The 25,259-nt window shown below is 64.1% G+C and carries 17 protein-coding genes; 8 read left to right on the top strand and 9 right to left on the bottom strand.

The annotated features are described in order from the left end of the window. Positions 1–14: 14 nt before the first annotated feature. Entirely contained in the window at positions 15–1,181 is a 1,167-nt protein-coding gene (locus AC6R19_RS09635; protein WP_500579589.1) for a DUF3667 domain-containing protein, read from the top strand. A 55-nt stretch (positions 1,182–1,236) separates the two neighbouring features. Further along, the gene (locus tag AC6R19_RS09630; RefSeq protein ID WP_500579588.1) at positions 1,237–2,391 is read left to right on the top strand and encodes a DUF3667 domain-containing protein; all 1,155 of its coding nucleotides are present in this window, start codon (positions 1,237–1,239) and stop codon (positions 2,389–2,391) included. Positions 2,392–2,423: 32 nt separating this feature from the next. Here the strand turns inward: AC6R19_RS09630 and AC6R19_RS09625 are convergent, their stop codons facing one another. Beyond that, positions 2,424–3,428, bottom strand: coding sequence for an alpha/beta fold hydrolase (locus AC6R19_RS09625; protein WP_500579587.1), 1,005 nt, complete (start codon positions 3,426–3,428; stop codon positions 2,424–2,426). Between the two features lie 117 nt (positions 3,429–3,545). On the opposite strand from AC6R19_RS09625, the gene AC6R19_RS09620 reads away from it, so the two are divergent. Next, entirely contained in the window at positions 3,546–4,163 is a 618-nt protein-coding gene (locus AC6R19_RS09620) for a CGNR zinc finger domain-containing protein (protein WP_500579586.1), read from the top strand. Between the two features lie 19 nt (positions 4,164–4,182). On the opposite strand, the gene AC6R19_RS09615 is transcribed toward AC6R19_RS09620, so the two are convergent. Beyond that, complete coding sequence (locus AC6R19_RS09615) at positions 4,183–5,706, bottom strand: UxaA family hydrolase (protein ID WP_500579585.1); 1,524 nt, start codon at positions 5,704–5,706, stop codon at positions 4,183–4,185. Positions 5,707–5,915: 209 nt separating this feature from the next. Between AC6R19_RS09615 and AC6R19_RS09610 the strand changes: the two genes are divergently transcribed. The 5 genes from AC6R19_RS09610 (at position 5,916) to AC6R19_RS09590 (ending at position 12,856) form a co-directional block, all read left to right on the top strand. Continuing rightward, positions 5,916–6,677 (top strand): FadR/GntR family transcriptional regulator, encoded by a 762-nt coding sequence (locus AC6R19_RS09610; protein ID WP_500579584.1) that lies wholly within the window; start codon positions 5,916–5,918, stop codon positions 6,675–6,677. A 181-nt stretch (positions 6,678–6,858) separates the two neighbouring features. Continuing rightward, positions 6,859–8,292 (top strand): glycoside hydrolase family 28 protein, encoded by a 1,434-nt coding sequence (locus tag AC6R19_RS09605; protein WP_500579583.1) that lies wholly within the window; start codon positions 6,859–6,861, stop codon positions 8,290–8,292. Between the two features lie 184 nt (positions 8,293–8,476). Next, entirely contained in the window at positions 8,477–10,984 is a 2,508-nt protein-coding gene (locus AC6R19_RS09600) for a DUF4861 family protein (RefSeq protein ID WP_500579582.1), read from the top strand. A 143-nt stretch (positions 10,985–11,127) separates the two neighbouring features. Beyond that, positions 11,128–11,973 (top strand): 5-dehydro-4-deoxy-D-glucuronate isomerase, encoded by an 846-nt coding sequence (kduI, locus tag AC6R19_RS09595; RefSeq protein ID WP_500579581.1) that lies wholly within the window; start codon positions 11,128–11,130, stop codon positions 11,971–11,973. Between the two features lie 91 nt (positions 11,974–12,064). After that, positions 12,065–12,856 carry a gluconate 5-dehydrogenase gene (locus AC6R19_RS09590; protein WP_500579580.1) on the top strand — a complete coding sequence of 264 codons (792 nt, stop codon included), beginning with the start codon at positions 12,065–12,067 and terminating at the stop codon, positions 12,854–12,856. A gap of 58 nt (positions 12,857–12,914) precedes the next feature. Here the strand turns inward: AC6R19_RS09590 and AC6R19_RS09585 are convergent, their stop codons facing one another. The 7 genes from AC6R19_RS09585 to AC6R19_RS09555 form a co-directional block, all read right to left on the bottom strand. Continuing rightward, positions 12,915–14,405, bottom strand: coding sequence for a mannitol dehydrogenase family protein (locus tag AC6R19_RS09585; RefSeq protein WP_500579579.1), 1,491 nt, complete (start codon positions 14,403–14,405; stop codon positions 12,915–12,917). Positions 14,406–14,457: 52 nt separating this feature from the next. Beyond that, positions 14,458–15,873, bottom strand: coding sequence for a glucuronate isomerase (gene uxaC / locus AC6R19_RS09580; protein ID WP_500579578.1), 1,416 nt, complete (start codon positions 15,871–15,873; stop codon positions 14,458–14,460). Positions 15,874–16,082: 209 nt separating this feature from the next. Beyond that, entirely contained in the window at positions 16,083–17,267 is a 1,185-nt protein-coding gene (locus AC6R19_RS09575; protein ID WP_500579577.1) for an alginate lyase family protein, read from the bottom strand. 70 nt (positions 17,268–17,337) lie between these two features. Next, positions 17,338–20,292, bottom strand: coding sequence for a TonB-dependent receptor (locus AC6R19_RS09570; protein ID WP_500579576.1), 2,955 nt, complete (start codon positions 20,290–20,292; stop codon positions 17,338–17,340). A gap of 260 nt (positions 20,293–20,552) precedes the next feature. Next, positions 20,553–22,994 (bottom strand): glycoside hydrolase family 2 protein, encoded by a 2,442-nt coding sequence (locus tag AC6R19_RS09565; RefSeq protein ID WP_500579575.1) that lies wholly within the window; start codon positions 22,992–22,994, stop codon positions 20,553–20,555. Positions 22,995–23,029: 35 nt separating this feature from the next. Further along, complete coding sequence (locus tag AC6R19_RS09560; RefSeq protein ID WP_500579574.1) at positions 23,030–23,809, bottom strand: glucose 1-dehydrogenase; 780 nt, start codon at positions 23,807–23,809, stop codon at positions 23,030–23,032. Continuing rightward, positions 23,809–25,089, bottom strand: a complete 1,281-nt coding sequence (locus tag AC6R19_RS09555) for a glycoside hydrolase family 88/105 protein (RefSeq protein ID WP_500579573.1) — start codon at positions 25,087–25,089, stop codon at positions 23,809–23,811. The genes AC6R19_RS09560 and AC6R19_RS09555 overlap by 1 nt, the downstream gene beginning before the upstream one ends. Between the last annotated feature and the right edge of the window lie 170 nt (positions 25,090–25,259).

The following is a 25,259-nucleotide window of genomic DNA, read 5'->3' as shown; positions in this document are numbered from 1 at the left end:
GAAACAAGAACAAATTGACAACAAATGCTGATGCCGCGGACTCCGCAAGCCGGGCGGAGCCCGCCACCGATTTCCCGGTGCAGTGCGCCAACTGCGGTACCCGGCTTCTCGGTCCCCACTGCTACGCCTGCGGCCAGCCGGTGGAAGGCATGGCGAAGCATTTCCTCACCTTCGTCGGCGATTTTTTCAATTCCGTATTCGGCCTGGACTCCCGTATTGCCCGTACGCTGGGTCCTCTGCTGCTGCGCCCCGGATTTCTCAGCAACGAATATCTCGCCGGCCGCCGCGTGCGCTATGTCAGCCCGGTGCGGCTGTTTGTATTCCTGTGCCTGATTGCCTTTTTCGCGATACAGATAAGCACCGACTGGAACAGCGCGGCGCCCCTCAGCGGCGCGGGCGGCGACAACATACTGTCGCATGTGGAGGCCTCCATAGACGCGGCTTCCACTGTGGAGGAGGTGGAACGGCTGCGCGACCGGGCGGTGGACGAGGCCCGCAGAATCGCGCGGGAAAGTGCCGATGTCCCCGGATTGTCCGGGGTGATGAGCGGCATGGAGCAGGTAGTCCTGCAGCGCGCGCGCTTGCGCATCGAGGAACTGCATCAGTCGGAGCCAGGCCTGTCTCCCAAGGAGGCCGCGCCCGACGGGAATGCGCTGTGGAAACCGCAACTGGGGCCGCTGCAAATGAAAGCGGGCGACGGCTGGAGCCTGCGCCCGGTGGATCAACTGGCGGGCAATATCCAGCGCATCCGCCAGGACCCGAACGCGTTCAAGAATGCGCTGGTCGGCGCCATTCCCTTTACCCTGTTCATGTTGCTGCCGCTGTTCGCACTGATGCTGCGAATCCTCTACCTGTTTTCGCGCTGGCTGTACCTGGAACACCTGCTGGTGGCGCTGCACAGCCACGCCTTCCTGTCCATGACGCTGCTGCTGATGGTGCTGGTTTTCTGGCTGCAGCAGTGGCTGGGCGGCGGGTATCCGGCGGCCGCCCATCTGTGCAATTGGCTGCTGGGCGCGCTGCTTGCATGGATGCCGGTTTATCTGCTGCTGATGCAGAAGCGCGTCTACGGGCAGGGCTGGCCGCTGACGATACTGAAATTCGGTATCCTCGGCGTGGGCTACTTTGCGCTGCTGATATTCGGCGCCACGCTCACGGTGATGGCGCGGCTGGTGTGGCTGTAACTGTTTGCCCGCGGGGCGGGTTGCCGGCCTTAACGGAAAATAAGAAGAGTCGAAGATGAATATCGAAGAAGACAATTCCACTCGCAAGGCCGAGGGCTCCGCCGCCGCAGGGAGTCTCTGTGCCAACTGTGAAACCCAGCTGCTGGGCCCCCATTGCTACGCCTGCGGCCAGCCGGTCAAGGGCATGGTGCGGCACTTCTCCAGCATTCTCGGCGATCTGTTCGACACGCTGCTGGCGCTGGACTCCCGTATCGCCCGCACCCTGGGGCCGCTGCTGGTGCGCCCGGGGTTTCTCACCAGTGAGTATTTCGCCGGGCGCCGGGTGCGCTATGTCAGCCCGGTGCGGCTGTTTATCTTCCTGTGCCTGACCACCTTTTTTATCGTGCAGCTCAGCAGTGACTGGGGCGATATCAATGTCATGGATCCCGACAGCGAGATAGCGCGCGCGGAAACCGTGGAGGATGTGGAGCGGCTGCGCGACGAGATTCTGGCGGAACTGGCCGAGGCCAAGACGGAGAGCGCGGATGTTCCCGCGGCGCTGGCGGGCCTGGGCAAGGCAGAGCGCAAGGTGCAGTGGCAGGCGGAACTGCGTATCGCCCAGTTGAATGGCGAAGAGTTACCGCCGGAGCCGGCCGATGAAGACGGCGATTGCCTGCTGGGTCTCGGCGGAGACTGCTGGAATCCCGAGGCCGAACCCGTAGAGGTGGCGGTTTTCCCGCAGGCGGTGAACGACTGGCTCACCGTCCAGGCCACCCGCGCCAGCGACAATGTCAAAGTCCTGCGGGTGGACCCAAATCGCTTCAAGAAGGCGCTGATCGGCGCTGTCCCATCGACGCTGTTCGTGCTGCTGCCGATCTTCGCACTGATGCTGTGGTGCCTGTACCTGTTCAAGCGCCGGCTGTATATGGAACACCTGATCGTTGCGCTGCACAGCCACGCATTCCTGTGCCTGGCGCTGTTGCTGGTGACTATTCTGGTGGATATCCGGGCTGGGCTGCAGGAATATGCGCTGGTGAGAAACCTGTGTGACTGGACAACGATCTTGTTGATCCTGTGGATGCCGATCTACCTGCTGCTGATGCAGAAGCGCGTCTACGACCAGGGCTGGGGCATGACCCTGGCGAAATTCTTCACCCTGGGTATCAGCTACTCGGTACTGCTGTCCCTGGGGGCCACCCTTACCCTGCTCAGCAGCCTGGCGTGGATGTAACAGGGCGCACGATATCGCTGTGCCCGGAGTTGTCACTCTTTCTTTTCTCCCTTCAGCCTCCGCTGGAGAAAATCCCTTATCAGTGCCGCTATCTCCGCGCTGTGGGTTTCCAGTGCAAAGTGGCCGGCATTCAGCAGGTGAAGCTCGGCATCCGGCAGGTCGCGCAGATAGGCTCGGGCTCCGGCCACGGTAAAGAAAGGGTCGTGGCGGCCCCAGGCGATCAACGTGGCGGGGCGGTGTTCGCGCAGGTATTTCTGAAACTGCGGGTACCGGGTGACATTGTTGCGGTAGTCGTAGAGAAGGTCGAGCTGGACTTCGATATTGCCGGGGCGGCTCATGTGCGACCAGTCGAAATGCCACGGGTCCGGGCTCAGCTGTTCGATTTGTGATGCGGGTAGGCCGGCGATGTACTGCAGGCGTATCCCCTCCGGGTTGAGCCAGCCGCGAATTGTCTCCCGATTGGTTCGGCTCGGATTCCGCCAGTAGTCCTGAAGCGGCCGGGTCTCCCCGCTCAACCCCTCCTCATAGGCATTGCCGTTTTGAATCACCAGCGCCGTCACCCGCTCCGGTGCGCTGCGGGCCAGGCGCAGCCCCACCGGTGCACCGTAATCCTGCAGATAGAGCGCGTAGCGCTGCAGGCCGATGGAGCGGGTGAACTTTTCCATGATCTCGGCGAAGTGATCGAAGCTGTAGTGAAACCGCTCGGGATCGGGAAAGCCGCTATAGCCGAAGCCCGGGTAGTCGGGCGCGATAACGCGATAGCGATCCGCCAGAAGCGGGATGAGATTCCTGAACATGAAAGAGGAGGAGGGGAAACCGTGCAGTAACAGTAGTGCCGGCGCCTCCGGCGAACCCGCTTCCCGATAGAAAATTTTTGTGCCGTCCAGTTCCACGGTCCCATACCTGACCGCCGTGGGGTTTTCTTCAATCATTGGCTCAGCTCTCTCCAAACGGGCGTCTGCCACCGCGGAGGCGGCGCCGACGACGATTGCCAGGGCCAGGACGGCGCAGACCGCTGTGGGGATTCTGTTGATCATAGTTTCGGCTCCCCCATGAATAACCCTTGAAACTCCATTTAAATGGTTAGCTAATGGAGTTAACTTGTCAAACTATTTTTTAGTGGTTAGATTTCTCCGGCGAGACCGGAGAGGGTTATGGCTGAGACAAACGACAGACGGGAATTCCCTTTGGTGGCTGGCCAGCTGGCCCTGGACTTCCTCAATACCCGGGTGATGCACGAGGGCGCCGAGGTGGATCTGCTGGGTGGCTTCGACGACCTGCTGGAGTGGAGTCTGGCCGCGGGGAGCGTCACTTCGGAGGCAACAGAGGGGCTCAGCGTCATAGGGCGCGGGCGGGACTGCGACAACGCTTTTCACCTGGCGCTGGAGGTCCGCGGTGCAGTCCGCAGTGCGGTCCGGAATCTCACCAGTGGAGAACCTGTGCCCCAGGAGACGATCGGGTTGCTCAACAGCCTGTTGCGCGAGCGGAGGGGCTACCCGCAACTGGTGCGCGGGGAGGAGGGGCTTGAACTGACGTATTGCCGTGAATGGAGCCGGCTGGAGCACCTGCTGGTGCCGGTGGCGGAAGCGACGGCGGAGTTGTTGGTGGATTGTGAGCCCGGCCTGATCAAGCAGTGCGAAGCGCCGGACTGCATTCTCTATTTCTACGATACCACCAGGAACCACCGGCGCCGCTGGTGCTCGATGGGCACCTGCGGCAACCGCGCCAAGGTCGCCGCCCACTACCGGCGAAAGCGGAAGCAAGCGCTGTGATAGAGAAATCCGAACCGACTCAGATCACCGCCCCTATCCGCCAGGGCGCAAACTCGTTGTCGCCGTAGTCGAGCTTTTCACTCGCGCTCTGTTCGCCGGAGGCGATGGCGAGTATGCGCTGGAAAATCATTTCCCCACACTCGGGCACCGTGTACTCGCCATCGAGAATGCCGCCGCAGTCGATATCCATATCCTCGCGCATGCGCTGGAACAACTGCGAATTGCTCGCCAGCTTGATGCTGGGCACCGGCTTGGAGCCGAAGGCGGAGCCGCGCCCGGTGGTGAAACAGATCACGCTGGCCCCGGAAGCTATCTGCCCGGTGACCGATACCGGGTCGAAGCCGGGGCTGTCCATAAACACCAGTCCCTTCCTGCGCACCGGCTCCGCGTACAGGTAGACATCCTGCAGTGCGCTGGTGCCCCCCTTGGCCTGGGCGCCGAGGGATTTCTCGGCGATGGTCGTCAGGCCGCCGGCCTTGTTGCCCGGTGACGGGTTGTTGTTCAGGGCCACGCCGTTGATTTGTGTGTAGTGCTCCCACCAACGGATCCTGTCCACCAGCTTCTGCGCCACCTCCGGCGACACCGCGCGGCGGGTCAGCAGGTGCTCGGCGCCATAGATCTCCGGTGTCTCCGAATAGATCACCGTGCCGCCGTGGCGTACCAGCAGGTCCGCTGCGGCGCCCAGGGCCGAGTTGGCGGTGATGCCGGAATAGGCGTCGCTGCCGCCGCACTGCACCGCCAGGGCCAGTTCCGATGCGGGAATCGTCTCGCGCTGGCAGGCGTTGGCGGAGGGCAGCATCGCGGTGAGCATTTCCACCCCGGCCTCCACCGCGGCGCGGGTGCCGCCGGAGCCCTGGATGGTCAGGGTCTGGAACAGGGGCCCCGTCTCCAGGCCGCTCTCCCTCAGCACGCTGGCCACCTGCATGGCCTCGCAGCCGAGGCCGATCAGCAGCGCACCGGCAAAATTCGGGTGGCCGATATAGCCGCTCAGGGTGCGGCGCAGGTTGTGGTAGCCCTCGTCGTGGGTGGACATGCCGCAGCCGCTGTCGTGACCCAGGGCCACTATGCCGTCGATATTGGGGAAGTCGCGCAGCACACCGCTGTTGGTGAAGTGTGCGGCAATGGCGCGGGACACGGTGACCGAGCAGTTGACCGTGGAGACCACGGCGAGGAAGTTGCGGGTGCCGGCCCTGCCGCTGGCGCGGCGGAAGCCCTGGAAGGTGGCGCGGGCGCCTTCCTCTATGTAGTCGGTAACCGGTACTTCGCTGCAGAAGGCGTAGTCGGACCTGTGGGCGCCGGCACCCATATTGTGCTCGTGCACATGTTCGCCGGCGGCGATATCGCAACTGGCGAAGCCGATCACCTGACCGTACTTGAGCACCGCGTCGCCGCGGGCGATGGGAGCCACCGCCACCTTGTGCATGGCGGGCACATCGGTCGCCAGCTCCAGCATGCCGCCGCGCCAGTTCACCAGGCTGCCGGCGGGCAGTTGGGCGCGACAGAGGGCGACATTGTCGGCTTCGTGAATATGAATAAGGTCCATCTGTGTAACTGACTCTGTAGCGGGCCGGCGATGCAAGGGTAGGCCGCCAGCGGCCAGAAATCTTGTTTTTCTCGGTTGTACTCTGTGAATGGTTGAAATCTAGCACTATATTGGTAAGGCCGCAATGTTGATTTTTGGTAAGACTGTTGCGGTGGAGGTTCTGTTGTTGTGGTTTAGCCCCATCTGTTAAACTGCGCCACAGCTTCTTTATGACCAATTTGGAGACACGCCTGATGCAGGGTGCCCGACTGTACCAACAGGTGGCCGAACAGCTGGCCGCCGCCATAGCCGCCGGCGACTACCCGCCCGGCACGCGCCTGCCGGCGGAACGCAAGCTGGCGGAGCGCTTCGAGGTGAGCCGCCCCACGGTGCGCGAGGCCATCATCGCCCTGGAACTGGCGGGCTGCGTGGAAGTGAAGGGCGGTTCCGGTGTCTATGTGGTGGATGCGGAGGCCGGCAACTTCAAGCCGACCGATTCCGATATCGGCCCCTTCGAGATATTGCAGGCGCGCATCATGTTCGAGGGCGAGGCCGCCGGTCTGGCCGCCCGCCAGATGAGCGATGAGGAGATAGCGCAACTGGAGCTGATCCTGCAGGAGATGGTCGCGGAGAACGCCACCGAGGCCAAGGCGGAGGTGGCGGACGAGAAGTTCCACCTGCACGTCGCCCGCGGCACCCACAACGACGCCGTGGTCTCCGTGTGTGAACACCTGTGGCAGCTGCGCAACAGCTCCTCGGTGTCCGCGCGCATCCTCGAGAAGGTGCGCCAGGCCGGTTCCAAGCCGCGCATCGAGGAGCACCGCAGGATCCTCGATGCCATCAAGCGCCGCGACGCCGACGCCGCGCGCAACGCCATGCGCGATCACCTGCAGCGCGTGGTACAGCAACTGCTGGACGCCACCGAGGCCGAGGCCCTGGAGGCCGCCCGCCGCGAAGTCAACGCCGCCCGCCAGCGCTTCGCCCTTCCCTGAAAAGTGTAGGTTGGGCTGAACTCCGCGAAGCCCAACCTACACAATGATCGAAACCCGCACTTCCCGGCTGTTGCCTAGCCATAATTGGTATGACAGACTAGAGCCATTCCCCGGTTTCGGTCTTTCCAATTTTTCCTGACCTGAACCCGAGCACAAAAATAACTTCCACGGGAGCGCAACCATGGGGTTCAGCAGGCGCGTTTTTCTGCAATCCGTCCTCGCCGCGGCCATAGCACCGACTCTGGTACCGTCGCTGTCCCGGGCCATGAGCCGCCCGCCGTTGGCGGACTACAGTGGCCCCTGGGCGAAGGTGCCGGAGATTCTCGATGCCATACAATTGCCGCGGATTCCCGCGCGGGATTTCGATATCCGCAAGTTTGGCGCCAGCGGCGACGGCAGTGCGGATGACAGCCAGGCCTTCGCCCGCGCCCTGGCCGCCTGCCGCGAGGCCGGCGGCGGGCGCATAGTGGTGCCGGCGGGGCGCTACCGCAGCGGCCCCATCCACCTGGCCTCCAACACCGAACTGCACCTGCGGGAGGGCGCCGTCCTCTCCTTTATCCCCGAGCCCGATCGCTACCTGCCGGCGGTGAAGACCCGCTGGGAGGGCATGGAGCTGATGGGCTACTCGCCGCTGATCTACGCCCACGGCTGCGAAAACGTGGCGCTGACCGGCAAGGGCCGCATCGACGGCGGCGCCGACTGCGACACCTGGTGGCCCTGGAAGGGCAAGAACAGCAAGTGCGCCCAGAGTTCGAATGAGGGGCCCACCCAGCACGCCGCGCGCAAGGCCCTGTTCGATGAAGCGGAAAGCGGCGTGCCGGTGGCCGAGCGGGTCTACGCCGACGGCAGCTACCTGCGCCCGCCGCTGGTGCAGTTCTACGAGTGTCGCAATGTGTTGATCGAGGACGTGACCCTGGAGAATTCCCCCTTCTGGGTGATCCACCCGGTGCTGTGCGAGAGCCTCACCGTGCGCGGCGTGTCCACCATCAGCCACGGGCCCAACTCCGACGGCTGTGACCCGGAGTCCTGCCGCAACGTACTGATCGAGAACTGCCTGTTCGACAACGGCGACGACTGCATCGCGATCAAGTCCGGCCGCAACGCCGACGGCCGCCGCCTGGCCACGCCGAGTGAGAACATCGTGATCCGCAACTGCCGCATGCGCGACGGCCACGGTGGCCTGGTGCTGGGCAGCGAGATCTCCGGCGGCGTGCGCAATGTGTTCCTGGAGAACTGCGCCATGAGCAGCCCCAACCTGGAGCGCGGCCTGCGCATCAAGACCAATGCGATGCGCGGCGGCGAGATTCACGACATCCATGTGCGCAACCTGGAAATAGGCCAGGTGAAGGACGCAATCGTGATCAACTTCTTCTACGAGGAGGGCGACAAGGGCGCCTTCGATCCGAAGGTGTACAACATCTTCGTGGACAAGCTCCGCTGCGAGCAGGCCCGGCGCGCCTTCCATATCCGCGGCTTCGAGCGAGCGCCGATTCGCGGGCTGCATATTTCCAACAGCGAGATTAAGCGCGCGGGAGAACTCGGCGTGATAGAGGCGGTGAAAGAATTCACCGCGAAAGGTCTGCGTATCAACGGCAAGCTCTTCGCACCAGCCTGACCCTGTAGGAGCCTGCTGTGACCGCCAGGGATGGCGGAGTGCCGCCCAGCGGAAATGCAGATTTTGCAGGAGCAAAAATCTGCCAGGCGAAAGGATCGGTGCTTCGTAGCTGTTCGCCTGCAAGCAGGCTCCTACAGCGCAGGCCCGCGTTTTTGAGAGAAAAAATAACGACGAGGGACAGACAGTGAAATTATCCAGTTCCGTTTACCCACTGCTCGCCGCCGCAATAGCCCTGACCGCCTGCGGCGAGGCGAAAGATTCGACGGCAAGCAAAGATCAAAAGAGTGCTGCGGAGCCCTCGCAGAGCGAGTGGATCGCCCGCCTGCAGCTGGCCAATCCCTCGGCATTCCCGCGCCTGGACGAGTCCGTCTACCTGAGCTTCCGCGAACTCGGCTTGAGTGAGGGCTATGCAAAGCCGTTAGCGGTCAAAGGCGAACAATTCCTGCCGGTGCAGCGGGTGGACCGCGACGCGGACGGCAGTGCCGACGGCATAGTCTTCCTGCTGGACCTGCAGGTGGATGAAAAGGTCGACCTGGAAATCCTGCCCGCCAGCGGCGAGCAGCCCGCCGCGCAGAAGCGCACCCAGGCGGAAATCTCCCACAAGACCGGCGGCCAGTGGGTGGACAGGAAATACGAGGGCGGGCACTTCCAGAATGTCAGCCAGCTGGACCTGCCCGCCGAGCACACGGATCACTCCTACTTTATCCGCTACGAGGGCCCGGGCATCGAGTCCGACCTGGTGGGCTACCGGGTCTACCTGGACTGGCGCAACGGCTTCGACATCTTCGGCAAGCGCACCGGCGAGCCGGTACTGCAGCGCGTGGGGCAGGATGGCTTCGATTCCTACCACGAGATGTCCGACTGGGGCATGGATATCCTGAAAGTCGGCGATTCCCTGGGTGTGGGCGGCTACGGCTACTGGGATGGCGAAAAAGTCGTGCGCGTCAGTGACGTGCAGGACTGGTCGGCCAAAATCGTCGACAACGGCAGCCTCTACTCCTCATTCAATATCGAATACAAAGGCTGGAAACCGGAAGCAGGAAAGCAGGCCGACCTGACTGCCAATCTCGCCATGCGCGCCGGCAGCCGCCTGGTGGAAGTGAACGGGCAGACCAGCGAAGGTCTCGGCGCCCTGGTGAGCGGGCTGGTCAAGCACCCGGGCACCCAACTGATGGTCGGCGACCTGGATATCCCCGGCGGCGCCTGGACCTATATCGGTACCTGGGGCCAGCAGAGCCTCGATGGCAGCGATCTGGGCATGGGTCTGCTGGTGCAGAAGAAGACCATCAGGGAGGTGACCGAGGACGGGCACAACCAGGTGGTGGTGTTCAAGGAACCGGCCACCAATGATTTCAACTATTACTTCACCGCCGCCTGGGCGAAAGAGGTGGAGAGCCGGCACGGCCCCATCACCAGCGCCGAACAGTTTGAAAAATATCTCGCGCAGGAGGCGGAAAAACTCACCATGCCGCTGCGCAAGCGCCTGACCACCGCGCTGAGCGAGGCGCAGACCCGGCAACCGCTGAGCGCGGATGCGGCCCTGCAGTGGAGTGTGCGCCTGGCGAATTCCGAGCTGGAGCGCAGTGCCTACAGCCTGGCCTTCGGCGGCATAGACCCGCACCGCAAGCGCCCGGCCTATTTCGAGTACACCACCGGTCTGTTGATGCAGGCCTATGACGACCTCAACCGGGCAACCCCCGAGCCCCGTTATCAGGATGTGGTGGAAAAGGTGATGGGCTCCTTCGTCAACGAAGACGGCAGCATCAACGGCTATGTGCAATCGAAGTACAACATCGACAGCATCAACGCCGGCAAGGTGCTGCTGCGCTTGTACGAGCGCAACCAGAGTGAAAGCTACAGGGCCGCAGTGAACACACTGGCGCAACAGCTGGAGCAGCATCCCCGCACGACCGCCGGGGCCTTCTGGCACAAGAAGATCTACCCGCACCAGGTATGGCTGGACGGCGTCTACATGGGCATTCCCTTTCTCGCCCACTACGAAAAGCTGAGCGTCGAACATGGCGAAGAGGGTGACTTCGAGGAGGTGCTGGCGGAGTTCAAGATGGTGCGCGAAAAACTGCGCGACCCGTACACGGGCCTCTACTACCACGCCTGGGACGAGGCGAAGGCGCAGGACTGGGCGGACAAGGAGAGCGGTCTGTCCCCGAATTTCTGGTCCCGCGGCATGGGCTGGATGGCCATGGCGCTGGTGGACGTGCTCGACTATATCCCCGAGGACAGCACCGAAAAAAGCGCCGAGCAGCGCCAGTACCTGATCGACATGATCAACGAACTGGCACCGGCGCTGGAAAAATACCAGGACAGGGAGAGCGGCACCTGGTGGCAGGTCGCCGACAAGGCCGGTGCACGGGGCAACTACCTGGAAGCCAGCGCCAGCAGCATGTTCACCTACTTCTTTGCCAAGGCCATCAACAACGGCTACCTGCCCGATTCCTATGCGCCCCTGGCGAAAAAATCCTATCGGGGGCTGCTGGACGAATTCATGCAGGTGCACGCCGACGGCAGCGTGAGCCTGACCAACAACTGCGAAGTGGCCGGCCTCGGCTTCGGCCGCGATGGCAGCTACCGCTACTACATGAGCGAGCCGGTTGTCGACGACGACCTGAAGGGCATAGGGCCTTTCATCATGGCCGGTGTGGAGATGTACAAGCTGCTGAACCAGCAGGGTTAAAGGCAATAGTGCTGAATTAAGACTCGGCACCCTGTAGGAGCCTGCCATGCAGGCGAACAAGAGCGGAGCTCCGTAGCCGTTCGCCTGCAAGCAGGCTCCTACAAAAGTGGCCTAAATCAGTATTGAGGCTAAAGGAGAAATTTATGGCTACCACCATCTACGAAGAGCGCTACGCGCACAATCCGCGCGACTATGCGGGCTACGACACCGAGCGCCTGCGCGAGGAATTCCTGGTGCCGGTACTGTTCGAGGCGGACACGGTGCGCCTCACCTACACCCACGTGGACCGCATGATTGTCGGCGGAATCATGCCGGTGGAGGAAACCGTACTTCTCGAAACCGTGGACGCGCTCAGGTCCGAGTATTTCCTCGAGCGCCGCGAACTGGGCCTGATCAATATCGGCGGCCCCGGTGCGGTGGAGGTCGATGGCACCCGCTATGAAGTCGACAGCAAGGAGGCCATCTATGTGGGCCGCGGATCCCGCGAGGTCAAAGTTTCCAGCAATGACAAGTCGGCGCCGGCGAAGTTCTACCTGAACTCCACCCCCGCACACCGCGAGTGCCCCACGAAGAAAGTGGGCCAGAGCGACGCCAAGGTGTTGGAAATGGGCTCCGGCGAGACCTGCAACCAGCGCGTCATCCGCCAATTGCTGGTAAAGGAAGTGGTGGAGACCTGCCAGCTGCAGATGGGCATGACCGAACTGGCACCGGGCAGTGTCTGGAACACCATGCCGGCCCACACCCACAGCCGGCGCATGGAAGCCTATATGTATTTCAATGTGCCGGAAGGCCAGGCGGTGTGCCACTTCATGGGCCCGCCGCAGCAGACCCGCACCATCTGGATGGCCAACGAGCAGGCGGTGATCTCGCCCACCTGGTCCCTGCACTCCGGTGTCGGCACCAGCAACTACACCTTTATCTGGGGCATGGCGGGCGAGAACCTGGATTACACCGATATGGATTTTGTGCAGCCGAACCAGCTGCGCTGATTTTGTTTCCCCATCTCCCGGAGGGGCTGGGGGAGGGGGGATCGCGGCCGTGGGCCGCTTCTACAAGTTGAGAATTATTTTTGGGGGAATTATGGCCAATTCACTCTTCGATTTAACCGGCAAACTGGCCCTGGTCACCGGCGCCACCCACGGCCTGGGCATGGCCATGGCCGAGGGTCTTGGCAAGGCCGGTGCCACCCTGGTGATCTCCGGCCACTCCTCCAGGGAAAAACTCGACAATGCCGTCGCCCAGTTGCGGGAAAAAGGCTTCGATGCCCACGGCTACCTGTTCAATGTCACCGACGAGGCGCAGGTCGCCGATGCGGTGGGGCAGATCGAAAGTGAAGTGGCGCCCATCGATATCCTGGTCAACAACGCCGGCATCATCAAGCGGGTGCCGCTGCTGGAGATGGAACTGTCCGAGTGGAAACAGGTGATCGATACCGATCTCACCGGTGTCTTCACCATGACCCGGCCGGTGGTAAAGCGCATGATCGAGCGCGGCGCCGGCAAGGTCATCAATATCTGTTCGATGATGAGCGAGCTGGGCCGCAACAGCGTTGGCGCCTATGCGGCGGCCAAGGGCGGCCTGAAGATGCTGACCCGCAATATGGCCACCGAGTGGGCCAAACACAATATCCAGGTCAACGGCATAGGCCCGGGCTATTTCGCCACCAGCCAGACGGCGCCTATCCGCGTGGACGGCCACCCCTTCAACGACTTCATCATCAACCGCACCCCCGCCGGCCGCTGGGGTGATCCGGAAGATCTGCAGGGAACGGCGATATTTCTCTCCAGCGACGCGAGCAATTTCGTTACCGGGCAGATCGTCTATGTGGATGGGGGAATCCTGGCGACTATCGGCAAGCCGTCCAACGAGTAATCCCGATAAAAATACAGGGCGAACACAAGGTTCGCCCTCCTGAAGACCGGCAATATCTCTAGGCTTTTTCCACCGCCTGCCTGTGCAGGGTATTCAGCACCCCATGCTTATCCAGCGACGTCAGCCAGGTGGTGAGCGCACTGTGCAGCCGCTGGCTGTGCTGCAGGTCCTCGCCGAATACCCGCGCAAAGCGCAGGAAGGCGGCGGCCAGTTCGCGGGGACTGTCGCCGTGTCGGTCGCAGAGGGATTTCAGTTCTTGCGCCAGCGGATCGGAAACCTCGATCGGATTGCCGGCATCGTCCACCGCGGACACATAGCGAATCCAGCAGGCCAGTGCGAAAGACAGCAGTTCTATGGAGCCGCCGCTTTGAAGTTGATGGCGCAGTGTGCCCAGCCAGCGCTGCGGGATTTTCTGCGAGCCATCCATGGCGATCTGCCAGGTGCGGTGGTGCAGGGCGCGGTTGGAAAAGCGCTCCAGCAGCTGCCGCTGGTAGCCCTCGATATCGAATCCCTGCGGCGCCTCGACGGCGGTGCTGGCCTCGGTGGCGAGAAACTGCTGTGCCAGGGACGCAAAAGCCGGTTCCGCCATCACGTCGGCGATGGTTTCGAAGCCGGCGAGGTAGCCGCTGTAGGCCAGCATGGAGTGGGTGCCGTTCAGCAGGCGCAGCTTGATCAGCTCGTAGGCCTCCACATCCTCGACGAAGGTGGCACCGGCACTGTCCCAGTCCGGGCGGCCGCGCAGGAAGTTGTCCTCTATCACCCACTGGCTGAAGGGCTCCGCCATCACCGCGGCGTTGTCGCGCAGGCCGAGTATCTTTTCCAGGGCGTCGCGGTCGGCGTCGGTGGTGGCCGGCACGATTCGGTCGATCATGGTGCAGGGAAAGCTGCTGTTCTCCCTGATCCAGGCCGCCAGCGCCGGGTCCACCTGTTCGGCGAACTCGTACACCATCCGCTCCACCAGCTTGCCGTTGGAGGGCAGGTTGTCGCATGAGAGCAGGGTGAAACCCGGCAGGCCCTTCTGCATGCGCTCCTGCAGCGCGTAGACGATAAAACCGAGTGCGCTCTTCGGCGACTGCGGACTCGCCAGGTCGTGCTGGATATCCGGGTGCTGCAGGTTGAGTGCGCCGCTGGCGGGATCGTGGCAGTAGCCCTTTTCGGTGATGGTCAGGGAGACGATGCGGACTTCCTCGCGGGTCATCGCATCCAGCAGCGCGCGCGGGCTCTCGGGGGCGACATGGACATGCTGCACACAGCCGATCACCCGCACCTTTTCTCCGGCGTTGCTCTTTTCCACCAGGGAATAGAGGTAATCCTGCGGCGCCAGCTGGTCGCGCACGGTCGGCGAGCGCAGGCTGGCGGCGACTATGCCCCAGTCGGCTGCGCCGCTCTCCAATACCTGCTCCGTGTACCAGGCCTGGTGGGCGCGGTGGAAGGCGCCTATGCCAAGATGGACTATGCCGGACTTTACCCGGCTGCGGTCGTAGCCGGGCCTGGCGACGGATTCCGGCAACTGCTCCAGCGTGTTCCTGTTCAGGATTTTTACGTTCATAACTTTCCCCAAAACCTCTTCCTACACCATGCTTGTCGTCTGCAGGGGCGAACTACAGCTTATAGGCCCGCTTCGCCAGCTTGTAGGCCAGGTCGTGCGCCAGCTCGAAGGCCTCGTCCTCCACCAGACGGTGTTCGGCCACCAGTTGCGCCAGCCAGGTGCAGTCCATGCGCCGCGCCACATCGTGGCGTGCGGGGATAGACAGGAAGGCGCGGGTGTCGTCGTTGAAGCCGACGGTATTGTAGAAGCCGGCGGTCTCGGTCACCTGCTCGCGGAAGCGGCGCATGCCCTCGGGACTGTCGTGGAACCACCAGGCCGGGCCCAGTTTCAGGGCCGGGTAGTGGCCGGCCAGCGGTGCCAGTTCGCGGCTGTAGCTGGTTTCGTCGAGGGTGAAGAGGATGATGGTCAGGCTGGGCTCGTTGCCGACCGCTTCCAGCAGCGGGCGCAGCGCGTGCACATAGTCGGTGCGCGAGGGGATGTCGCAGCCCTTGTCGCGGCCGTATTTGTCGAACACCACCTTGTTGTGGTTGCGCACGGAACCCGGGTGTATCTGCATCACCAGGCCGTCCTCAATGCTCATGCGCGCCATTTCAGTCAGCATCTGGCCGCGGAACAGCTCCGCATCGGCGGCCGGGGCATTGCCGTCGCGCACTCGGTCGAACAGCGCCTCCGCATCGGTGCGGCTCAAATTGGCGGTGGTGGCGGTGGGGTGGCCGTGGTCGGTGGAGGTTGCACCCATCCGCTTGAAGAAGGCGCGGCGGTTGCGCAATGCGGCCAGGTAGCCGGCGTAACTGCCCGTATCTTCACCGGTGATTTCCGCCAGCCGGCGCAGGTTGTCGGCGAAGCCCTCGTAGTCCGGGTCCAGCACCGGGTCCGGGCGATAGGCGGTAATGATGCGGCCCTTCCAGCCGCTGTCCAGGATCTTCTTGTGGTGGCGCAGGTCGTCCAGCGGCGATTCGGTGGTGGCGATCACTTCGATGTTGAAGCGCTCAAACAGGGCCCGCGGCAGGAATTCCGGCTTCTTCAGGCAGCTGTCGATGCGCTCGTAATAGAGCTCGGCGGTTCCGCCGTCCAGTGCCACGTCCAGCTCGAACACATCGTGGAAAACGGTATCCAGCCACATGCGCGACGGCGTGCCGCGGAAGAGGTAGTAGTTGTCGGCAAAGCGCTGCCAGATGGCGCGCGGGTCTGTCTCCGCCGGTGTGCCTTCGCGGCCGGGGATGCCGAGGCTCTCCAGTGGCACGCCCTGGCTGTAGAGCATGCGGAATACGTAATGGTCGGGTTTGATCAGCAGGTCCGCGGGGTTGCCGAACGGCTGGTTATCCGCAAACCACGCCGGATCCGTGTGGCCGTGGGGGCTGATGATCGGCAGGTCCTTGACGCTCTGGTAGAGCTTGCGCGCTATATCCCGGGTGAGGCTGTCTGCCGGAAACAGTCGGTCGGGGTGCAATTGCAGGGGGCGTGTCATGGGGAAAGCTCTCATTTTCTAATTGTTCAAGCGTAGCGACTCCACGGCTGGAAAAAGACCGCCCCCGAAAATCGGGGGGCGGAAACATGTGCGGTACCGGGCAGAACGCACATGGCGTGGAGAAACCCAGCAGCATCCCGCTGGTGTCGCAATGGTGTCAAAAGTGGCCATACCGGTCAACTTTTTTGGTAAGGCAGGTCCGCGGCCACCTAGTTCACGGGCCAGAGGCGCGGATCCAGCGCGCGAAGATCCGCGGCGCCGGACGCCTTGATGGCGGCCAGTGCGTCGTCGAACAGGGGGGCACCGTACGCCTGCCGGGCGCAAAACAGACTGCGGTAGGCGAGACGAAGGTCCCTGTCGCGGAGCTCTCCGTAGGGCCAGCGCTTGGGTGCCGCGACGTACTCCGCCAGCAGGGAGTAGCCGCGACGCAGGGAATGGCCGTCTATTTCGTAGTGCCAGATATCCACATCGGTGCTTTCGCCAAAACGCCCCAGCAGGTTATAGGCCTCGAGATTGAAGAGGGCGTAGTGCCAGGGCCGGGTGCGTTCGAACTCCGAGTGCTGCTCCCCGTTGCGCGTGAAGTGACTGCCGATACGGCGCATCTGCGTGATACGCAGCCGGCGCTTGGCCGTTTCGCGGTCGCCGGTAAACAGTGCATAAGCCACCTCCTGCGCATCGAACCAGGTGCCGTGGTTGTTGTGCCAGTTGTCCTCCTCGAAGCCGTTGTCGCTGGTCGACAGCCAGTGGTTCAGCTGGGCAAACCACTGCTGTATCGCCTCGTAGTCCGCCGGCGGCAGCTGGGTCTTCAACAGTTTCACGCTGTCGGTGACCGGGATCAGGTTGCGCCCCTCGATGATGCCGATACCGCGTCCGTCGCTGATACCGGGAATCGCCTGGGCGTGATTGAAATTCGGGTTCATGCGCGTGGCAGGATCGATAAACCAGGCCTCGAGCTGCGCGCGGGCCTTGTCGGCGAAGCGTGTGTCGCCGGTGAAGTGAAAAGCCAGTGCCAGTGTCGTGACGCTGCGGGTGAATGCGCGCAGTTGCTCGTTGTCTGCGCTGGTATCGGTGATGTCCGGGTTGCGCTTGCCGTCGCGGCGGACATAGGGCAGGTCGCTCTCCGCGCCGGGGGCCGGCCACCAGTAGGGCGCCAGGCTGTAGTAGTCGTGCGGATCGCCACTGGCGGGCAGGGATCGTTTGAAGGTCACCGACAGGGGGGAGAGCTGCAACGACCGCTCCGCTTCCCGCAACAGGTGCGCGCGGATTTCCTGTTCTTCCCAAGCAGCTTCCAGAGCCTCCGCATCGAATACATAGAGTTCGACTTCGGCGGCCGCGGTGCACGCCGACCACAGGGTGCAGATCAGTAGGCAGAGTGACTTCCAGTCCATCATCATTCGGGTACATCTGCGCTGGTTTAGAGGGAAGAAGGGGGCCTGGGGCCCCCTTGCAGGTACAGGCGCTCAATCAGAAGAAATTGTATTTGGCCTGCATGACAAAGATGCGCCCGTCGAAGTGGGTGGCGCGGGGCTGGAACTCCGTATCCTGGTATTCCTCGTACAGGGCCTCGGTGAGGTTGTATCCCTTGAGGGACAGGGTGAAGTTGTCGGTGACGTTGTAGTAAGCAGACAGGTCAACGCGACCGGCTGCCTTTACGTTTTTATTCCCTTCACCGTTGAAGGTGCCGACACTTTCCAGCTCGTACTCACTGCGATAGTTATAGGCAAGACGGATACCGAAGGGGCCATCTTCCCAGTAGCCGATCACATTGTAGGTGTCATCGGAAATACCGGGGATGCGCGCTTCAAGGGGAGAGTCCTGCGAGGTGTGCGAATAGTTGACGATGCCGCCGAAGCCGTTCCAGGGGTAGGGCAGGAAGCTCAGGTTCTGTTGAATCGACAGCTCGTAACCCTGCACCTGGATCTGGTCGTCGACATTCTGCACCTTGCTGATATACACCTGGTCGCCGGCCATGATGTAGTCCGCATCGATCGCTTCATAGGCATCGGCGCCGTCGGTAGTGCAGCTGTCGCCGGACTGGGTCAGGTTGCCGAGGTTCACGCCGTAGCTCGATAGCAGTGCCTGGTCGCAGCTCGCGACGGAGGTGAAGAAGTTGTCGATGTCCTTCTGGAAGGCGGCGAGGGTGATGGCGCTGCCCTCGCGGTTGTACCACTCCAGCGACACGTCATAGGACCGGGCGGAGAAGGGCTCCACATCTGCGCCGGGGAGTTTCACCTTCACGTCGCCGAGACCGGAGGAGATGGTGGTGGCCGGTGTCGCCGCGCGCACGTTCGGGCGCGAGATGGACTCGCCGTAGGCGAGGCGCAGTTTCAGGTCATCGCGCAGGTCCACCGCCAGGTTGAGGCTCGGCAGCAGGAAGTCGTAGCTGCTGTTGACGGTGCGGTCTTCCGGATTGTTGATGTCGGTGGCGCCGAAGGCGTAGTAGGGCGAGGAGGCCGCCTGCTCGGAATCCACGTAGCGCACACCGACGTTACCGGAAACCGGCAGATCGGCGACGCTGAAGTCCAGGTCGGCCATCAGGTAGAAGGCGGAGGTATCCAGCTCCACGTCGTAGACCAGACCGGCGCTCTGCTGGCCGCCGCGGGCGATCAGGCCGGTAGAGGGCACCCTTACCGGGATTTCCCCGGTGACGGGGTCCGGAGCCACATCGCCGATGGAGGCGGCGGCCTGCGCGTTGATGGCGTCGACGTCCAGCGCAAACCAACCGGCGCCGGCGCCGGCAAAGCCCGGGGCCTCGCCGCCAAAGAACTCGCCTTCGTTTACATATGCGGGATTGCCGATGGCCGCGTCATTGAGGATGCCGTTCAGGTCGATACCGGTCGGCGAGCTGCGCAGGCGGTCGGAATCCTGGGTCTGGTTGGAGAAGCGATAGCCGAAGGACACCGCGGACACCAGCGGAAGTTCCAGCGCGCGCTTGGCGTTGAGTTCAAACGCGTTGGCCTCGGTTTCCAGGGTCTCGTAGGTACCGGTCACCAGTGCCTGGACGTTCGGGTTGTCGACCAAATTGGTAACGCCGGAGCTGCTCAGGGTGTCCTTCACCAGCCATTCGCCCTCGAGGCTGGCGTTCTCGAGCCCCTGGAATTCAGTGACAAAGTTGCCGACGTCCCCTTCACCGGTGTACAGGCGCCCGGAAATGCCGCTGCTGCCCGCTTTAAAGATCGGGGTGTAAAACAGCTCGCTCCAGTTGTTTTCTGCGGATGAGAGGGACACCAGGCCGTCCACCGTCCAATCGTCGTTGGACCACTCGGCATCCAGTAGCACCGCCTGGGATTGCTCGTAGGTGTCCCAGATGCGCGAGGTGTTGCGGTAGTCCACGTCGTCGAACAGGATGTCGGACACGGTGAAAATGGGGTTGCCGTTGTCGTCGACGGTGCCGGTGTTGCGCGGATCGCTGTTGGGCGTGATCTTGGTACCTCCGCTGCGTGTGCGCAGATCGAGCTCCTGCTGGCCGTTCTCGTTCATGTCCCGCTCGGTGTAGAGCACATTCAGTCCGAGCTTGAGATTGTCGGTGGCCTGGAATTCGATACCGCCGGAGAAGGAGGTGCGCGCCCCCTCGTTGATTTCGGATCCCTGGCGCAGTTCGCCCGGCATTTTCACCACGGCGTCGGCCGGCAGGCCGTTGTTCGCCGCCCAAGTGGCGAAATCCTCGCCGTCGGCGCCGACAAAGTTGCCGTCGGTGGGGATATTGTCGTAGCGATTGATCTTGACGGTGTCGCGGCGGAAGGTCTGCTCGGAGGTCGCCAGGGTGGCGGTGATCGCCAACTGGTCGGTGATCAGGTGCTTGGAGCCGGACAGTACCATTTCCGAATCCAGTGCGTCGGCGAGCTGTTCGCTGCGCCCGGCCAGGGAGAGATCCAGGCGGCCGTCTTTCTTGTCCAGTGCCCGCGGCAGCACCAGGTCCACGGTGCCGGCGATACCGCCCTCCTGCATGGCCGCGGTCTGGGTCTTGATGACGTTGGTGCCGTTGAACACGGCCGGGTCGAAGGCGCCGAAGGGGTTGGGCGCGCCGAAGGCCTTGGTGCTGCGCGCCGGGCTGGCGAATGTCTGGCCGTTGGCGGTGGTCTGTACGAAGCCGGACGGCATGCCGCGCAGGTTGATGCTGGATTCGCGCCGCTCGCCCTCGCGGTTGAGCTGCACCCCGGCCACCGCCTGCAGGGCCTCGCCCATGTCCAGGGCGGGCAGGGTGCCTATGTCGTCGGCGGAGATGCCGTCGACGATGGTGGAGGCATTGCGCTTTACGTCCAATGCGTTGTCCAGGTTGCGCTGGAACTGCGCGGTGACCACCACTTCTTCCAGTTCGCCGTCGGCGGCGACCGCCGGCGATACCGCCAGCGCTATGACGGTGCTGAGTAGGGTTTTGCTGAATACAGGGCGTGCTTGAGGTTTGAGATTGGTTGTCATGCTCTGGTCCCCGAAGGTTGGCTCGTTATTGTGATCTCTCTTCTGACCGGACCTCTGTCAGAACCCATCATCACTTCGATACGAAGGGTTGAGGTATGGTTAAATAAAAATGACAGGCCGTCAAGTGGCCTGACCATCAGCAAGGGCTGTGGGGGCGGTGGTGAGGATACTGTAAGTGAAACGGCCGTGCCGGTCGGGTCATTGGAGGACATTGCGGGAGGTGCGGGAAGGGAGGCCCGCGCCGGCGGCGCGGGCCTGTATCAGTGGGCGCCGGCGGCCGGCAGCTCGAGGAAGACGCCCTTGAAGTTCTGGGTGCGGAACTCGACCGTGGCCGGGGTCTCGCCGGCGGCGAATTCTATCTGCGCCAGGCCGTTGGCCATCTCGATAACGGAAGAGCCGGTGTAGGTGCCGCGATTCTGCAGCAGGCGGCCGCCGCCGCCCAGCAGCGAGAAGTAGCCGCGCTCGGCGAAGCCGGTGGCGCGGCGGCCGCGGGCGTCCAGGGCCTCGGCGGTGATCAGGTAGCGGTCGCCGCCCAGCGGCGCGGCCGACAGCGACACCCGCTCCAGGGGCTGCGGTTCCCCCTGGTGGTAGGTCAGGGCGAGGCGGTCCTCCACCGCCTCGCCGCCGCGGTTGCGCCCGCGCACCCGCAGGCGGTTTTCGCCCTCGGCGAAAGGCACCTGCCACACCAGCCCGTGGGCGGGGAACTCGCGCGGTTGGCGGCGCTTCTCGCCGAGGCTGTCACCGTTGAGGAACAGTTCGGCGGAATCGGTGTTGCAATAGACCTTGACCGGCCTGCCCTCCGGCGGCCCGTAGCGCACCGTCCAGGTGTGGGACTCGATATAGCAGAAGGGGGTGTCGGACCAGTAGCTGGCGAACACATAGTAGGCGTCCTTGGGGTTGCCGGTGCGGTCCACCAGTCCCTTCTGGTTGATATAGGGCAGCGGGTTTTCCGGGCGCAGCGGCGTGCCGAAGTCCTTGAAGGCCCACTGGGCATTGCCGGCGAAACCGTCCAGGGACTCGCTCACCGACAGGTGCCAGTCGAACAGGTTGACGATGTAGTTCTCGTTCCAGTCGCTGTCCCTGGCAACACTGCTGGTCACCGCCTGGTTCATCGCCTCGGCGACCGACACCTGCGCCTGGGGCAGGCCGTCGGCGCCCAGCGGCGTCTCCGTATGGCGGCCGCGGTGGCTGGAGCCTCCGTACTCCATGTGCAGCAGGTGCGGATAGTCGGCCATGGCACCGGCCAGGGCCTCGCGGTACTGGCCGTAGGCGCCGCCGTACCAGCCGGCCCAGATCGACGGCGAGAAAACGTCCACCACCCCGGCGCCGGGGTAGTACTTGCGGATCGCGGTCAGCCGCCCCGGGTCCAGCGATTTGGCGATGCCCTGCAGGCGCTCCAGGTAGGGGAGGATTTCCGCATCGCCGCCGCCGCCGGCAAAGTCCGATTCCCAGTAGATCTCGTTGCCCAGGGACCAGATGGCGATACTCGGGTGATTGCGGTTCTGCGCTATCTGCTCCCGCAACAGGCGCTCGGTGTTGGCCTCCCACTCGGGGCCGCCCTTGCCGCCCCGGCACCAGGGCAGTTCGTCCCACAGGATCAGTCCCAGCTCGTCGGCGGCGCGGTAGATTTCCGGGTCCTGGGGGTAGTGGGCGAGGCGCACGAAATTGGCGCCCATGGACTTGATCTGTTCCATGTCGCGACGGTGCATGGCGTTGCTCATGGCGGCACCGGTGCCGGCGTGTTCCTCGTGGCGGTGGGTGCCGCGGATCAGCAGCCGCTCGCCGTTGACGAAGAAGCCCTCGCCGGGGCGCATCTCGAACCAGCGGTAGCCGAAGCGCGCGCTTTGCCGGTGCAGCGCGCGGCCGCGGGCGTCTTTCAGTGTCGCGATCAGGGTGTAGAGGTGCGGGCTGGCCGGCGACCAGAGACGCGGCTGCTCCAGTTCCGGCAGCGACAGTTCGGGGCTGTGCTTGCCGGTGGCGATGGGCCGCTCGACTCGCGCCACCTCGCGGCCGTCGCCGTCGCTGAGCTGCAGCGCCAGGCTCAGTGGCTCGCTGCCGTCGCCGCCGGCGATGGTCAGGCCCACCCGGGTCTGCGCCCGCTCGGCGCTGACTCGCGGCGTGTCCACGACGATGCGCTCGATATGGGTCGCCGGCAATTGGTGCAGCCACACGTCGCGGGTCAGCCCGCCGTGAATGAAGAAGTCGGCCTTCTGCGACGGGATCAGGTTGCGGTCGTAGGCGTTGGAGACGCGTACCTGCAGCAGGTTGTCGCGATCGAACCGGAGGCCGCCGGTCAGCTCCACGGTGAATCCCAGGTAGCCGCCGACATGGCCGCCCACGCGTTTGCCGTTCAGGTAGATTTCCGCTTTCTGGTTGGCGCCCTCGAAGTACAGTTTGTAGCGCGCGCCGGGATCGGCGACGCGAAACCGCTTGCTGTACCAGCCGGCCCCGCGGCGGTAGCCGGGCTGCGCGTCCACGGTATCGGTGGCGTTCCAGGTGTGCGGCAGGGTGACGGGCGCGGCGCCGGGCGCCTCGAAGGGCGGCGGGGTCGGGCGCCCGTCCTCGAGGTAGCGCCAGCCGTCGTTGAACAGCACCGCGCCGCCGGGCCCGGCGAGCGCTGGAGCGGCCAGGCCGAGCAGTAAAAAAAATGCGCCGCTGAGGGCGGCGCAAAGGGTTGGGACTGATCGCTTACAAGTGTGCATGGGTACTCCCGCTAGAACTCTGCTGGTCGCTGTCCTCAACGCGCCATCCAGCCGCCGTCCACCAGCATGACATGACCGTTCACATAGTCCGCCGCCGGCGAGGCGAGAAACACTGCGGCGCCGGCCAGGTCGCCCGGATCGCCCCAGCGCCCTGCGGGAATACGCGCGCTGATCGCGGCGTTGCGCTCCGGGTCGGCGCGCAGCTGGGCGGTGTTGTCGGTGGCGAAGTACCCCGGCGCAATGGCGTTGACCTGGATATTCTGCGCCGCCCACTCGTTGGCCAGCGCCTTGGTGAGCTGCGCCACCGCCCCCTTGCTGGCGGCGTAGGCGGGCACGGTAATGCCGCCGGAAAAGCTCAGCAGCGAGGCGATGTTGACGATCTTGCCGGCACCGCGCGCCAGCATCAGCCGGCCGGCGCCCCGGCACATGCGGAAGACGCCGTTGAGATTGGTGTCGATCACCGCCAGCCAGTCCTCGTCACTGGTGTCTGCGGCGGGCGCGCGGCGGATGGTGCCGGCGTTGTTGACCAGGATATCCAGCCCGCCGAAGCGCCGCTCCACCTCCGCGAACAGGGCCTCGATCTGTTCCGGCTCGGACTGGTCGCAGCCGAGGGCCTCGGCCTCTATGCCCTCGTCGCGCAGCGCCGCCACTGTGCCGGTGGCGCTGGCCGGGCTGGAGCCCACCGCCAGCACCCGCGCGCCGGCGCGGCCCAGGGCCGAGGCCATGGCGCGGCCGAGGCCGCGGCTGGCGCCGGTGACCAGCGCGGTCTTGCCGGAGAGACCGAATTGCCGCTGCAGGTAAGTTCCTTCACTCATCACCGCGCTGCCTCCTGCCGGTCCGCCAGGCGGATCACTTCCGAGGCCGCCAGCAGCAGTGCGCCGGTACCGTACAGCTGGGTGTCGTCGGCGGTGGCGGAGCCGGGGGCGAAGGCCACCTGCTGCACCCAGCCGAGCTTGCCGTCCGGGTGCACGCTGTCCACCAGCGACGACCAGCCCCGCTGCACGGCGGTGCGGTATTTGTCCTCGCGCAGCAGGCCGTTGTTGACGCCCCAGGCCAGCGCGTAGACCAGCAGGCCGGTGCCGCTGGATTCCGGCGGCGACTGTTGCTCGGTGGCCAGCAGCGACGACGGCCAACTGCCGTCCTCCTGCTGCAGATCCACCAGGCGCTGGCTCATGTCCTGGTACAGGCCCCGGTAGCGCTCCTTGTCGGCGAAGTGATCCGGCAGCGCCTGCAGGGTGCGGGCTATGCCGGCGAGCACCCAGCCGTTGCCGCGGCCCCAGTAAATCAGCCGGCCGCGCTCGTCCTTGCGGGTGAAGTAGCGGCTGTCCCGCAGGTAGAGCCTCTCGTCCTCGTTGTAGAGGTAGTCGGTGGTGGCCCAGAACTCGCGGTGCATGAAGTCACGGTACTTCTCCTCGCCGGTCACGCGGGCCAGCTCGGCCCATACCGGCGGTGCCATGAAGATGGCGTCGGCCCAGCACCAGCGCACCGTGCAGGCCGGGTCGTCGAAGTCGCGGTGGGCGAGCTGCTGCAGGAACTTGTCGTCGTCGTCGAACTGCAGGCCGGCGTCCGCCGGCGCGGCGAGCACCCGGTCGAAGGTCTCGCGCAGGTGGGCGATCTTGTCCTCGCCGCCGTCCCGCTCGAACAGCTTCAGGTAGACGGCGCCCATGGCGTGATCGTCGGCGTGGTGGACCCGCGGGCCCAGCAGCCACTGGTTGACCGCCGAGGCGTTGACCACCGCCTGGCGGTAGGCCGGCTGGGCGCTCGCCTCGGCCCAGTCGAGCAGGCCGATCTGCCAGGTGGCGTACATCCAGCCCTGGGGAATACCGCTGGGGCGCCCCTCGCTGCGCATCTTGTTGCTGCGCAGGTCGTATTGCGACAACTGCCAGTCGGCCACCTGGTTGGCCACTGCGGTGATGGCGGCCGGTGTCAGGGCCTTGTCGAAGGCCTGTTCGGCGGTGCCGGGCGCCCGCCAGGCGACGGGTTCGGGCCACTGGGGCGCGGGGTTGGCTTGGACGGGCGCGGCGCCGGCGGCAGCGAGTGCCAGCGGCGCGAGCAGCGGGCTCAGGCGCCGGTGGAGACGTAGGGATTGCAACATATACCGACCTTTTATTGCTGTTATCAGGTGGGCCGAAACCCGGTGGTCTCGACATTTGGTAATGTGGCATTACCAGTTTCGGAAGTGTATAGTGGCCTGACCATCATGTCCAGATACACGCGGGAGACCGGGATGCAATTGAGTGTTCGCGCAACAGCGCACTGGCGGAA

Source organism: Microbulbifer sp. SE14, assembly GCF_059834885.1.
The sequence above is the reverse complement of the archived record's forward strand: the minus strand, read 5'-3'. Positions and strand labels throughout refer to the sequence as shown.

Bases quoted from the DNA above. Each gene is read 5' to 3' on its own strand.
- AC6R19_RS09630 (WP_500579588.1), top strand. From the start codon at position 1,237: ATGAATATCGAAGAAGACAATTCCACTCGCAAGGCCGAGGGCTCCGCC.
- AC6R19_RS09625 (WP_500579587.1), bottom strand. From the start codon at position 3,428: ATGATCAACAGAATCCCCACAGCGGTCTGCGCCGTCCTGGCCCTGGCA.
- AC6R19_RS09620 (WP_500579586.1), top strand. From the start codon at position 3,546: ATGGCTGAGACAAACGACAGACGGGAATTCCCTTTGGTGGCTGGCCAG.
- AC6R19_RS09615 (WP_500579585.1), bottom strand. From the start codon at position 5,706: ATGGACCTTATTCATATTCACGAAGCCGACAATGTCGCCCTCTGTCGC.
- AC6R19_RS09610 (WP_500579584.1), top strand. From the start codon at position 5,916: ATGACCAATTTGGAGACACGCCTGATGCAGGGTGCCCGACTGTACCAA.
- AC6R19_RS09605 (WP_500579583.1), top strand. From the start codon at position 6,859: ATGGGGTTCAGCAGGCGCGTTTTTCTGCAATCCGTCCTCGCCGCGGCC.
- kduI (WP_500579581.1), top strand. From the start codon at position 11,128: ATGGCTACCACCATCTACGAAGAGCGCTACGCGCACAATCCGCGCGAC.
- AC6R19_RS09590 (WP_500579580.1), top strand. From the start codon at position 12,065: ATGGCCAATTCACTCTTCGATTTAACCGGCAAACTGGCCCTGGTCACC.
- AC6R19_RS09585 (WP_500579579.1), bottom strand. From the start codon at position 14,405: ATGAACGTAAAAATCCTGAACAGGAACACGCTGGAGCAGTTGCCGGAA.
- uxaC (WP_500579578.1), bottom strand. From the start codon at position 15,873: ATGACACGCCCCCTGCAATTGCACCCCGACCGACTGTTTCCGGCAGAC.
- AC6R19_RS09575 (WP_500579577.1), bottom strand. From the start codon at position 17,267: ATGATGATGGACTGGAAGTCACTCTGCCTACTGATCTGCACCCTGTGG.
- AC6R19_RS09570 (WP_500579576.1), bottom strand. From the start codon at position 20,292: ATGACAACCAATCTCAAACCTCAAGCACGCCCTGTATTCAGCAAAACC.
- AC6R19_RS09565 (WP_500579575.1), bottom strand. From the start codon at position 22,994: ATGCACACTTGTAAGCGATCAGTCCCAACCCTTTGCGCCGCCCTCAGC.
- AC6R19_RS09560 (WP_500579574.1), bottom strand. From the start codon at position 23,809: ATGAGTGAAGGAACTTACCTGCAGCGGCAATTCGGTCTCTCCGGCAAG.
- AC6R19_RS09555 (WP_500579573.1), bottom strand. From the start codon at position 25,089: ATGTTGCAATCCCTACGTCTCCACCGGCGCCTGAGCCCGCTGCTCGCG.